This window comes from Sphingobium chungangianum (assembly GCF_977014255.1).
Window position 1 is genome coordinate 41,164 of the sequence record NZ_CDRNIV010000003.1, and the last position, 12,159, is coordinate 53,322.

General features: G+C 63.2%; 8 protein-coding genes and 3 pseudogenes. 2 read left to right on the forward strand and 9 right to left on the reverse strand.

Going from position 1 to position 12,159, the window contains the following annotated elements; all coding sequences use genetic code 11:
* Nucleotides 1-16: 16 nt before the first annotated feature.
* Nucleotides 17-2,975: pseudogene (locus tag ACWNC0_RS04375) on the reverse strand (Tn3 family transposase).
* 139 nt (nt 2,976-3,114) lie between these two features.
* On the opposite strand from ACWNC0_RS04375, the gene ACWNC0_RS04380 reads away from it, so the two are divergent.
* Nucleotides 3,115-3,666, forward strand: coding sequence for a recombinase family protein (locus ACWNC0_RS04380; RefSeq protein WP_004213210.1), 552 nt, complete (start codon nt 3,115-3,117; stop codon nt 3,664-3,666).
* On the forward strand, nt 3,663-4,448 hold the full coding sequence (locus tag ACWNC0_RS04385) for an SDR family NAD(P)-dependent oxidoreductase (protein ID WP_004213209.1): 786 nt from the start codon (nt 3,663-3,665) through the stop codon (nt 4,446-4,448). Before ACWNC0_RS04380 ends, ACWNC0_RS04385 begins: the two co-directional genes overlap by 4 nt.
* A gap of 89 nt (nt 4,449-4,537) precedes the next feature.
* On the opposite strand, the gene ACWNC0_RS04390 is transcribed toward ACWNC0_RS04385, so the two are convergent.
* The 8 genes and pseudogenes from ACWNC0_RS04390 to ACWNC0_RS04425 form a co-directional block, all read right to left on the reverse strand.
* Nucleotides 4,538-5,215: a hypothetical protein gene (locus ACWNC0_RS04390; RefSeq protein WP_449469905.1), complete on the reverse strand. Its 678-nt coding sequence runs from the start codon at nt 5,213-5,215 to the stop codon at nt 4,538-4,540.
* Nucleotides 5,216-5,340: 125 nt separating this feature from the next.
* On the reverse strand, nt 5,341-6,606 hold the full coding sequence (locus ACWNC0_RS04395) for a TolC family protein (RefSeq protein WP_449469907.1): 1,266 nt from the start codon (nt 6,604-6,606) through the stop codon (nt 5,341-5,343).
* A gap of 65 nt (nt 6,607-6,671) precedes the next feature.
* Nucleotides 6,672-6,923 (reverse strand): hypothetical protein, encoded by a 252-nt coding sequence (locus ACWNC0_RS04400; protein WP_449469908.1) that lies wholly within the window; start codon nt 6,921-6,923, stop codon nt 6,672-6,674.
* 103 nt (nt 6,924-7,026) lie between these two features.
* Nucleotides 7,027-7,686 carry a cation transporter gene (locus ACWNC0_RS04405; protein WP_449469909.1) on the reverse strand — a complete coding sequence of 220 codons (660 nt, stop codon included), beginning with the start codon at nt 7,684-7,686 and terminating at the stop codon, nt 7,027-7,029.
* 93 nt (nt 7,687-7,779) lie between these two features.
* A pseudogene (locus ACWNC0_RS04410) lies at nt 7,780-9,664 on the reverse strand (FTR1 family protein).
* A 189-nt stretch (nt 9,665-9,853) separates the two neighbouring features.
* Nucleotides 9,854-10,273: a MerR family transcriptional regulator gene (locus ACWNC0_RS04415; RefSeq protein WP_449469910.1), complete on the reverse strand. Its 420-nt coding sequence runs from the start codon at nt 10,271-10,273 to the stop codon at nt 9,854-9,856.
* Between the two features lie 84 nt (nt 10,274-10,357).
* Entirely contained in the window at nt 10,358-11,416 is a 1,059-nt protein-coding gene (locus tag ACWNC0_RS04420; protein ID WP_449469911.1) for a DMT family transporter, read from the reverse strand.
* 46 nt (nt 11,417-11,462) lie between these two features.
* A pseudogene (locus tag ACWNC0_RS04425) lies at nt 11,463-12,094 on the reverse strand (YgjV family protein).
* Nucleotides 12,095-12,159: the final 65 nt, after the last annotated feature.

Here is a 12,159-nt window from a genome sequence, read left to right on the forward strand (position 1 = left end):
GAACGGATAGCGAACGTCACGCGGCAAGTAGGGAGTTGACGGCGCGCAGCGGTCGCAAGGCGTCCGGATCGGGTTGATCTTCAACATTCCAGCTATAGTCACCGGTCAGCGAGATATGCTCCCAGCCCAATGGCGCGATGTGGCGTGCGATTTCGTCGGCTGTGCCGATGTCCGCCAGCGCCATTTCGAGATAGCGAGTGTTCCACAAGATGATGGCGGCGACGAGCAGGTTGAGGCCGGAGGCGCGATAGGTCTGGTTCTCGAACCGACGATCGCGCAGTTCGCCGAGCTGGTTGAAGAAGAGCGCGCGGGCGAGCGCGTTGCGGGCTTCGCCTTTGTTGAGGCCCGCCTGGGTGCGCCGGCGCAGGTCGATGTCGCGCAGCCAGTCGAGCATGAAAATGGAGCGTTCGAGGCGGCCCAGCTCGCGTAGTGCGAGGGCCAGTCCGTTCTGTCGCGGATAGGCGGACAAGCGGCGCAGCATTGCCGAAGCAGTGACGGTGCCGGTGCGGATCGACGTGGCGAACCGCAGCAGTTCGTCCCAATGCGCCGCGACATGACCCAATGCGATCGGTTCGGCCGTCATGCCGGCAAGCAAGGGGCCGGATTCTTGGCCGGGAAGGAGGTGTAAACGACGCTCCTTGATGTCGCGCAGGCGCGGCGCGAAGCGGTAGCCGAAGAAGGGCATGAGGCCGAACACATGGTCCGATGCCCCGCCCGTATCGGTGTAGTGCTCCTCGATCGTCAGGCCGGTCTGGTGATACAGCAAGCCATCCAGCACATAGGGCGCTTCGCCAGCGGTCGCCGCGATCACCCGACTTGCGAAGGGGTCATATCGATCCGAGACATGGGTGTAGAAGGCAACGCCTGGTTCGTTGCCGCTGCGCGCGTTGATGTCGCCGATCGCGGCCCCACGGCCCCCGGCATGAAATTGCTGTCCGTCGCTCGACGAAGTGGTGCCGTCTCCCCACAGCGCGGCGAGCGGCATGGCGCGATGGGCGTCGATCAGCCTTCCCAACGCTTCGCCATAGGCGGCTTCGCTGATGTGCCAGTCGTGAAGATGGGCGAGCTGACGCAGACTTGCGCCCCGGCAGGTTTCCGCCATGCGTGTGAGGCCGAGATTGATGCCATCGGCGAGGATGACCGTGAGCAGCGCATTGCGATCGTCGGCTTCCCGGCCCGAACGACGATGGATGAAGCATTCGCTGAACCCGGTCCAGGCATCGACCTCCAGCAGAAGATCGGTGATCTTCACGCGCGGCAGTCGATCATAGGCGGCGCGACGGGCAATCTCGGTGGCGGGCGGTGTTGCCGCCTTCAGCGGCGAGATGATGAGACCGTTTTCGTCAAGCTTAACCTGGGGCAGCTCCCCTTGCCGTGCAAGGACCGTTACCTGCTCGATCGCCGTGTCGAGCCTGGTGCGCCGTTCCTCGATATGGCGCTCGAAATCCGTTTCGATGGCGAGCGGCAACGGCCCCTTCTCGCGCAGCGCCGCAAAGGTCGCCGGCGGTATGAGATAGCTGTCGAAATCGCGAAACTGCCGGCTTCCCGCGACCCATATATCCCCGGCTCGCAACCGCTCGCGTAGTTGCGACAAGGCGCATAGTTCATAAGCGGCACGATCAACGATGCCATCCCGCAGGACGAACGGGCGCCATGCGGGCGGCACAAAGCGTAGCGGCACGCGATCAGGCAAGCGCCGTTTGCCGGTCCGATATAGCTCCGCGATGATGGCCAGCGCTGACAGGAGCCCCTGAACCGCGCCGGCGCCGCGAAACTCGAAGGCGTTGAGAAAAGCGCCGACAAAGAGCTTCACCGTCCGATGCCGCTCGATCAATTCGGCGGTGCGATCGACGGTTTCCGGTCGCCCGAGCACTTCGGCCTGCTCGACGGCCACGGCGAAGTGCTGCCAGTCCAGCGCCTCGATCTGCGCCAGAGAATCCACGCCCTTGCTGCGCGCGTCGATGAGGAGGCGGCAAGACCCCGTGAGCGTCCGGAGGTGGCCTTGCAACTCGCGCACCGTCTTGAGGGCTTTGTCGCGGGTCCGGTTCTCGGCGCGGCGCGCCATGCTGCCCAACAGCTTGTCGAACATCGTCAGGGTGGCGTCGGTCAGGCTTTCCTCAAGCCGGATGCCGGTTGCCGCCAGCGTCGCATGGCGGCGCAGGGCATTGAGTTCGCCAAGGTGCTGGGGTGTGATGCGGCTGCCTTCGTCCGCCAGCCTGTCAAAAGTCAAAGCCGGGATCATGTCGGCACGGGCGCGATCGAGGCCCAGCGCGCGGATATAGGCGAGCCGTTCGATCAGGCGCAGGATGTTGCGCGCTGCCGGCGATTGTGGCGCATTGCGCATCCAGGATAGCCATGTCGCGACCTGCCCCGGTCGTCGGGCCAGCAAATCGTCCAGGCCCTGAAGGGTGTCAGGCAGCAGGCCATTCGTGAGCACTTCATAGGTAAGCTGTTCGGCTTGCTGGCGCGCCCGCCGCAGCACCGCTTCGAAGAATCGACGGAGAAGGCAGGAGGATCTGCAGGCGCCGGAGTTCATCGACGATGACGTCTGCCATCTGGCCGGGGTGTATGATGGTCTGCGCGATTGGGACCGAGAAGGCGACAACTTCACGGAAAGCGTTGCGGTCAAAAATCCTGAACCCGTGCGATCGTCGGATTTCGACGAGATGCTCGCGACGGGTCTGGTCCCGATGGGCATAATCCGCGAAGGCTGCCGGCGCGACGCCGAGTTGCTGCGCCACATAGGCGAGCACAGGAGCGGGCGGGACTTCGCCCGCTTCCAGCGCACGGCCAGGCCATCTCATATATAGCATGAGCATCGCATAGCCGAGCCGGGTGGCATCGCCGCGACGGCGGCCGACAATTTCCAGGTCGTCGCTGGTCAGCGTATAATGACGCGCGATCTCGCGCTCATCGAGCGGCGCGCCATAATGCCTCGCCCAGATTTCCAGGCTCACCAGTCGCCGTCTCGCCAAGCATCATCTCCTTCGCTTTGCGTGTCCGTCAGACGGTCCTCTGGCGGCCAACAGGAATATGTCCGTTAACTCTGGACCTGTAACGGCGATTCGGACAAGATCGCATAATGACGGGAAAACGGACAGGATCGGGCATCATGTGGCGCTGATCGGCTATGCGCGCGTCTCGACCGCAGACCAGAAGCTGTCGCTCCAGCTTGACGCGCTGAACACTGCCGGGTGCGACCGTATATTCGACGATCACGCATCCGGGGCAAAAGCCGATCGGCCTGGCCTAACCGAAGCGCTCGCCTATTTGCGCCCCGGCGACACGCTGGTGGTCTGGAAACTCGACCGCCTCGGCCGCTCGATGAGCCACCTGATCGAGAAGGTCGGCGAGCTTGCGGCGCGCGGCATCGGGTTCCGCTCACTCACCGAGAATATCGACACCACCACTTCGGGCGGCATGCTGGTGTTCAACATCTTCGGCTCGCTGGCCCAATTCGAGCGTGACCTGATCCGTGAACGCACTCATGCCGGCCTCAAGGCCGCACGCGAGCGGGGCAACAAGGGTGGTCGCCGGCCTGTCGTTACCCCCGACAAACTACGTAAAGCGCGGGCGCATATCGCAGCGGGCCTCACTGTTCGTGAGGCGGCGGCCCGGCTCAAGATCGGCAAAACCGCCCTATACAAGGCTCTGGAAAACGCGTGAAACCGCTGGCGATCAAGAACTCGTGGGTGCTGGTCACAGGGGCTTCGACCGGTTTGGGCAGAGCGTCCGCCCTCCGCTTGGCGGCATCGTACCAGGCCAAGCCCCTGATTGTTGGACGAAGGCTCGACAACTTGCGGGAGCTACAGACCGAAATTGACGAGCGGTTCAATGTGCCGTGCGAGATTATAGTGGCTGATCAACGTGAAATCGAGGGCAGGGAGAAAATCGCGGCTAAGGTTGCAGAATTGCAAGTAACAGCCGCTTTGTTGGTTGCCGGAATGACGAGCGTTGGTTCATTTGATGCAGGCCGTGCCGACACTTATGCCGAGGTAATTGAAACAAACATACTCGGTTTCACGGATTTGCTGGCTCGCCTGATTGCGATTTTCAGGGAGCAGCCGTTTGAATCCTCAGTAATCGCCGTGTCGAGCCTGGCGGGCGAAACATCCGTGCCCTTCCAAGCGGTCTACGGCGCGTCGAAAGCCTATGTGAGCACCCTCATGCGAGCGCTTTCCGTGGAGCTTGCCGGGACGGGAGTGAGTGTTGGGTCTTTTGCACCCGGTGGAATCGACACAGACATGGCTGCCCTCAGCGATTTGAAGTGGGGGAGGTTGGGTTTGATGGACGTTGACCGGTGCGCGGCCCATGCAGTCCACGCTCTGGTTTATCGGCAATCCTTCGCCATACCGGGGATGGGCAACCAGCTCACATATTTGGCGAGCAGGGTTCTACCTCGATCGTTGGTCAATCGGATTGCCGCCCTCCCATATCGGCGCCCGTAGGGCGGCACCACATAAAAGGGGCAGGAAAGCCTGCGAATAGCATCTGCTGGCATCGTACCGGATTTGTTCGCCCTTAGCGTGCAGATACGTCACTTTCGTGTAGTCACCCCTCCCAGACTGACCTTCATCGCCGTCACACGGCCCGAGATCGGGCTGGCGAGCACGACGCCCCGACCATCGGCCGTGATGTTGGCGGCACCTGCTGCCACTGCCGCCCGCCGGGCTTCGGCGGCGGCCGAGGCCGCTTCCGCCTGCGCGGTTTCGAGATCGACCCGCGCCGAAACCTTCTGATCATAGAGATAGCGCTCGCGGGCGAGCGCCTTCTGCGCCAGCGTCGATTTGGCGCCAGCGGCCGTTCGATCCGCTGCGATCTGTGCGGCATCGCGGCTTTCGACCACCGCCAGCGCCTCGCCGGCACGGACCGGATCGCCAAGCCTTTTCAGGACACGCGTTACAGCACCACCCGCCCTTGCGGTCACAATGGCCTCACCCGTCGGCGAAGGGGTGATGACGGCCTGGGAAATGATCTCAGCGCCAAGCCCGCCCGCACTGATCGTCTCGGTGACAATCCCAGCGTCCTGGATCGCGGCGGCGGCCATCGTCACTGTATCGCTAGGCGCCTCGGCCTTGGCCTCTTCGCCCTTTGCGGCAGTCTCGGTCGTGGCGGCAGGGGTGTCACTTGTATAGCGCGCGACGGTGAAACCGCCGACGGCTGCCAACAACACGGCGCCCGCCACGCCGCCCATAAGGCGCTTGTCTTGAATCATAGGATATCTCCGGAATGGGGCTGGCCTGGGCACGGTGACCCGGCGATCGACAGCGCCGCAGCGGCTGTCTTCATGGATTGTGGCGCTTTCAATGACGCCGAACGGCATGGGATGTGTGTCATCGCTCAGCGCTCCGCCGTTTCGGGGGCAGGCGCGGTCAGGCGCTCGAGGCGGGCTTCTGCGTCATGATAGGCCGCGAGCGCGTCGGTGAACGCGGCGCGCGTCTCAGCCAAGGTGCGCTCGGCTTCCAGCAGGTCGAGCTGGCTGAACTTGCCCTGTGAATAGCCAACCCGGGCAATGCGCGCCGCCTCCATGGCTGCAGCAAGGCCAGGACCACCCGCCGATCTGGCTGTCGCCGCCGCATTCGCCAACTGGGCTTGAGCGTTCGCGATCGACTGCTCTGCCTCGATGACCGCTACCCTGCGATTGGCGTCGGCCCGGTCCTGCTCGGCACGGGCCTGGCTGACGGCAGCGGCACCATTGTTGAAAACGGGAAAGGGAATGGCGATCCCAACCACGGCTGCCATGTCGTTGGTCTGGGCGAGCCGCCGCGCGCCCGCGCTGATCGTGATATCGGGCACGCGCTGGGAGCGCGCGAGGCGCACCTGGGCATTTGCCGTATTCACATCGGCCTTCGCTGCCGCGAGGGTCAACGTCCCTTCGGCCGAGACCGGCAGAACCGGACCATAACCCTCGACCCGGTCGAACCAGGCGAGATCGAGGGCGCCATCGATGGGCTGGCCGATCAACCGCGCCAGATTGGCCCGCGCAACCTCCGCCTCGCGAACGGCGCGTTCCAGACCGACGTCGGCGTTGATACGCAGCACATCCGCACGCTGCTGGTCGATAGGAGCGCCCGCCCCTGCAGTCACGCGGACACGCGCAGCCCTGAAGGCATTGCCTGCGATCTGCGCCTGTTGGCGGGCGATATCGACGCGCCGTTCCGCTGCAGCCGCCTCGATATAGGATTGCGATATCCGCAGATTGAGATCGGCGAGTGCGGTTGCCGCGTCGATCCGCGCCCGATTGCTGCGCGAATCCGCGACGGCGATCCGCGCCGAACGCTTGCCGCCAAGTTCGATCGGCAGCGCAAGGCTCGCCGTCGTCTCGGCGCTGCGGCCCCCTCTGTAATCGCCAGATCCCGCGACATTCTCCGTCTGCACCTGAATCTCAGGATTGGGACGAAAGCCGGCAATCGTTCGCGCCGCCGTTGCGGCGCGAACATCGGCAGATGCCGCGTCGATATTTGGCGAGCTGCCGCCCGCCATTGTGCGCGCACGGTCGAGCGTGAAGATGGATGGATTGGCAGACGGTGGCGATGTGGCCGTCTGCGCCTGCGCGATCGACGCGCAAGACGTTACGGCCAAAAAAGCCGCGATGACGCGATACATGGATGAAGAACTCCTGACGAACCTTGAGAGCCCGTCGATCAATGCCGACGGGAGCTAGGGAATCGTCAGGCCTGGGGAGGTCGCAGCGCGGGGTCGGCGGCGGCAGTCGCCAATGCGACAGAGGGTGCCGGCCGCATTATCGATGCATTCTTATCCAGGCCGGTCGCTTCGGCTTTTGCAAGCGGCGTAGCGACGTGATGACCATGACAGCTGCCATGGTGATGCGGATAACCCTTGTCGCTATCGGCGGGAACTTGATCACCGTCGCCATCGGCGTGGCCGGTTTCGGCAGCACTACTGGCATCGATACACACCATCGGCTCCATCGCGTGCGCAACCGATCCCGTCCCCAAGGACAGGAACACGGCCAGGGCAGGCGAAAAGGATGGTCAATCGATGCATCTATGCTCCCTCTAGCAACTACAGGCTTGTAGAAGCCAGCGAATGTTGTGCCGACGCATCATCCAAGGGTTTGCGATATAGTTCTGCACGCGCCTGGATAATGATTTGGAGGCCCCCCCAAATGCCGAGCCCCGCCATGATCAGGGCTACCGCCAGATCCGGCCAGGCCGTACCCGTGCCGAGCACACCTGCGGCGGCTACCAATACTGCCAAGTTACCGATGGCGTCGTTACGCGAGCAGATCCACACCGATCGCATGTTCGCGTCGCCGCTCCGGTAGCGGTAGAGCATGAGCGCAACGCTACCGTTTGCGACCAGTGCGATCACCCCAACGATACCCATCGTCCCAGCTTGCGGTATGCCCCCGCCCAGCGCGGCAAGCAGCGTGGTGATCAAGACGTAGAGGCCGAAGGCAAGGATGGTGCCGCCTTTCAGCAATGCGGCGCGCGACCGCCAGCCCAGCGCCATACTCGCGACCCCGAGGCTGATCGCATAATTGGCAGAGTCGCCTAGAAAATCGAGCGCGTCCGCCTGGAGCGAACGCGACCCCGAGGCGATACCCGCGACGATCTCTCCGGCGAACATCGTCAGATTGATCGCAAGAGCGATCCACAGCACGCGGCGCCAGCGCGGATCGGGCGCCGCCGGCGCATCCGACTGGCAGCTGCTACAGACCATGATTTTCCACGCGTGCAAGCATCATGTGAAGCCTTATGCACCCTCTAGCTACTAGAGGGTCAAGACGAATATCGCTTCCTGCTCCGATCTTCATCAGGCGGTTGCCACGACGGCACGGCGCCGGTTTAGAATGAACCCGCCGGCCACCGCGACGAGCATCAGCAACTGGGCGCCCATCGACTGCACGGTCGGGAAGATGCCGAGTACCGAGACGCGAATTCCGCCGCCAAGCGGGGCAATGTCGATGATGCCGGCTTCCTGCAGCGCGGCCACGCCCTTGCCGGCGAGTACGATGGTGAGGAGCGCCATCAGCCACGCGCTATAGGCAAAGAACTTCGCGATCGGCAGGTCGCGGCTGTAGCGCAGCATCGCCCAGGCAATGAGGCCGAGCAGCAGGACCGCCGAGCCGGCGCCAGCCAGCATGATACCGCCATTGCCCTGGGTCCAGAGCGCGGCATAAAACAGGATGGTCTCGAACACCTCGCGATAGACGACGATGAAGGCCAGGCCGAAGAGGAACCAGGCCGATTGCCGTGACAGCGCGCGCGACATCTTTTCGCGGATGTAGCGCTGCCATTGGTCCGCCTGCGCCTTGCCGTGCATCCATATCCCCACGGAGAGCAGGACGACGGCCGCGAACAGCGATCCAAACCCTTCGGTGAGCTCCCGGCTCGCCCCGCTGATCCCGATCGCATAGGTTGCAACCGCCCAGGTCGAGACCGCCCGCCGCCAGCGCGCCGATCCAACCGCCATGGACATAGGGCAGCACCTCGGGTCGCTCGGCCTTGCGAAGAAAGGCGATCATCGCGACGACGATCAGCAGGGCTTCGAGCCCCTCGCGCAACAGGATGGTGAACGCGCCCAGAAAGGTCGATGCGCTGCTCGCCGCGTCCGGGGACAAGGCCGCATCGGCGTCGTCGAACAAGCCATCGAGCACCTGGATACGGGTCGCTATCTCGTCGGCGGGCCGACCTTGCTGGAGCGAGGCCCGAAATTCGCCCATGGCGCTTTCGATATGACCCATGAGCGTTGCGTCGCGCGCGGTCAGCATCGGCTCGAGCGGTTCGAACCCGTCGAGATAAGCGGACAGCGCGAGTTCCTGAGCGGCGTGGCGATCGCCGCCGCGATAGGCCGCCAGGCCGCGCTGCAGCTTTTCGCGAGCGACGCTCAGCGAGCCTGCGGGCTTCGGGATCACCACCTCCGGATGGCGGCGCAGATAGGCGATCGCCGCGTCGGCCTTGTCAGGACCAACGGCCTTTGCGAGCGTTTCCGGCGTCAATCCGGCCAGCGCCGTCAGATCGGGAATGGCGCGCCGGAGACTGGCATCGGATTTCCACAGCCGTTCACCCTCGACCGCCTGTGAATTGGAAAAAGCGAAGCGACCGGCATAGAAGGCCAGCGCCCAGCGATCGTCTTTCGGCAGGCTCGCGAAACTTTGCATCGCTGTGCCGTCGATACCCTGCTCGATGACCTGATAGAGCGCGAAGGGGCTGCGCAGCCGTGCGCGCTTCACGTCGCTGAAGGCGATCGGCGGGGTGGTGAGCTTGGCGGCGTCGGGGCCATGCCCATTGCCGGTCACGCCATGGCAGCTCGCGCAATTTTGCGCGAACAGGCTGGCGCCGCGGGCCAGGCCGGGCGCCTTGGCTGGCGCGAGGGGCACCGGATAAGCCTTGAGCAGATCGGCAGCGAGGCCATGGGCAATGCGGGCGACCTCTTCGGGCGTGCCCTTGGCGGCGATCACGCCCTGGAGCTGGCTCGCGCCCGCGATCAGAGTAGCGCGCGCCGGCGTGGGTGGCAGAGCGACGAGACGGGCCGATACCGACGCCGCGAATTCGGTCATTTCGGCAAATTCCGAGGCGCTCCTGACCCGACCGCCGCTGACGGCGCCACCATAGTCGACCGCCATATAGTCGAGCAGCCGCCATGCCGTCTGCACATCGGCGGTATCGGCGCGGGCAATGGAGCTGATGCTGACCATGCACAGCAATGCCGCCAGGACGGCCAAGACCCGCCGGATCGATGGCCACGGCAAGCGCGTAAAAGCAGGGCTGGAATCGAGGGATTCGCAAAGGTCAGGGCGGAACATCCCAGCCTCATAAACCCTCTAGCCGCTAGAGGGTCAAGAAGTTTTGCGACTTAGTTGCAATAGCCAACGCGGTTGTTTGCTTTATCCCGTGCGATCCGCCTCCGGTGCCAGCGTCTCGATGATGCGGCATTGCGAGATCGTGCCATGGCCGCATTGGACGATGAGGCTGCTGAGCTCCGAACGCAGCGTTGCCAGATCCTTCAGTTTGCGATCAATCTCGGCGAGATGTTCTCGAGCGATCAGATCCACCGCCGAGCAGGATATGTCCTTCTGATCGGCGAGACCCAGCAGCGCCTGCACCTGATCGAGTGAAAACCCCAACGCCCGGGCGCGCCGGATGAAGCTGAGCCGCGCGAGATGTTGCGGCGAATAGGCGCGATAATTGTTCTTGGTGCGGTCAGGCGCCGCCAGTAGGCCAGCACTCTCGTAATAGCGGATCGTCTCGACCTTCGTGCCTGTTGCGGCAGCAAGCTTGCCGATGCTGAGCGACCCTGATGACATTGAGTATAACCCTATAGTGACTTCAGGCTTTATAGGCAGGACGATGGCGAAATGTCGAGGTCGCATGCGTTCGGTGCCCAAAGGTTATGCGTCATGCCGATGCCGGTGGTGCAGGTCGGGGAAATGGGCATGCCGATGTGTCATTGGCGTATGCCTATGCCAGTGACTGTGGGGTTCGTCTGAAACGACGCCCGGCGAATGTTGGTGCTGATGATGGCTATCATGAACATGGCGATGATCATGTTCGAGAGGTTCGTGCGCATGTTCGTGGCCATGCGATTCGGTCAGGTGCAGCCAGAGCCCGATCGCCATCAGGATCCCGGCGATGACGAAAGGCACGGTGACCGTTTCGCCAAACATCACGACCGCGAGCAACGCACCGATGAACGGTGCCGTCGAGAAATAGGCTCCCGACCGAGCGGTGCCGAGGTGCCGAAGCGCGAGCACGAACATCACGAGGCTGACGCCGTACCCAAGAAAGCCGATCAGCGCGGCACCCGCAACCACCGGAATCGCTGGCAAGGATGCGCCAAGCGTTAGCGCCAGGACGAGATTGACGGTCCCTGCGGCCAGCCCTTTCAGCATCGCGATCTGGACGGGATCGGCGCTGCTGAGCTTTCGGGTGAGATTATTGTCGATACCCCAGGCGAGGCAAGCGCCGGCGATCGCCAACATGCCCAGGCCACCGCCCGCGGGAGCGCCACGCCACGATAGCAACACCGCGCCGCCGAGGATCGCCGCAGCGCCGACCAACAGACGGTGATCGACATTTTCGCGGAACACCAGCCAAGCGATGGCGAGGGTTGCAAGACCTTCCAGATTGAGCAGAAGCGACGCGGTGGACGCAGGCGTCGTTGCCAGTCCCGCCATCAGCAAGACCGGTGCGATCCCGCCTCCGCACAGGATGACGAGCGCCAGCCAGGGGATGTCGGATCGGGCGAGCGATGCTTCCCCCTCGCCGCGTCCGATCGCTCTGCGCAACGCATATACGAGAGCAAGCCCGCAACCCGATCCGAGGTAAAGCAGGCCGGCGAGCAACCAAGCGTTTACACCGTTACCAAGGACGAGCTTCGCGAACGGTGTACTGGCGCCAAACAATAGTGCTGACAGGATCGCCAGTACGGCACCCGAGCTTGGCTTCACTGGCGAGCGATCATCATACGAATGCTACCTGACTCGTGGATGCTCCCTATACGGTATTTTTCACAAGCAGGTCACGGTCGATCCACCGGGGCTTGAGGGGGATGATCTTCGACTGTCCAGATCGGACAAGAAGCGCAGCTTGTGTAGTGACCAATGTGACGGACGCCGAAGCGCCCACCGAGGCGCGCCGCTGCTTTAGCAGGAATTTCGAAAGATTCGCGATGTTGGATGCAAGCGAGACGAGATCCGTACCCAGCGCAAAGAGCGCCCCGACTATCAGATTATGCGCAAGCCAGAATGGCGCACCGACAAGAAAGAACCCTTTCATCCGCGTGGTTGAAGCTGCAGCCGTGCGAGGGTGCCCAAGGAGCTTCCGGTCAAGGCCAAGGCAGACGGGATGCCATGCCACGTCACAATTGAGAGAAAGGCCAAAAGAATGAGGCTCGCACCATAAAGCCTGATGACCACGTAACGGTCTCGCACAGCCGCAGAAATAATGAGTTGCGAGCACGAAATGAGACACGCCATCGCTGCCGTGGGCGATCCCAGCGCAAGAAAATAGAGCGCGAATGCGGCCGCACCAGTGCTCTGAATTTTGATCACCGTCCCGTAATCGTTGAAAAATGGCCAACTCACGACGCACAAGAGAGCGAGGCAGCCAAAGGCGGTGGCAATCATGACTGCCACCGCGCGATGTATAGGACGTCGAGTTGTGCTTGCGTTTTGGCGCGGGATCTCAATTG

Bases quoted from the DNA above. Each gene is read 5' to 3' on its own strand.
- ACWNC0_RS04395 (WP_449469907.1), bottom strand. From the start codon at position 6,606: ATGTATCGCGTCATCGCGGCTTTTTTGGCCGTAACGTCTTGCGCGTCG.
- ACWNC0_RS04400 (WP_449469908.1), bottom strand. From the start codon at position 6,923: ATGGTGTGTATCGATGCCAGTAGTGCTGCCGAAACCGGCCACGCCGAT.
- ACWNC0_RS04415 (WP_449469910.1), bottom strand. From the start codon at position 10,273: ATGTCATCAGGGTCGCTCAGCATCGGCAAGCTTGCTGCCGCAACAGGC.
- ACWNC0_RS04390 (WP_449469905.1), bottom strand. From the start codon at position 5,215: ATGATTCAAGACAAGCGCCTTATGGGCGGCGTGGCGGGCGCCGTGTTG.
- ACWNC0_RS04405 (WP_449469909.1), bottom strand. From the start codon at position 7,686: ATGGTCTGTAGCAGCTGCCAGTCGGATGCGCCGGCGGCGCCCGATCCG.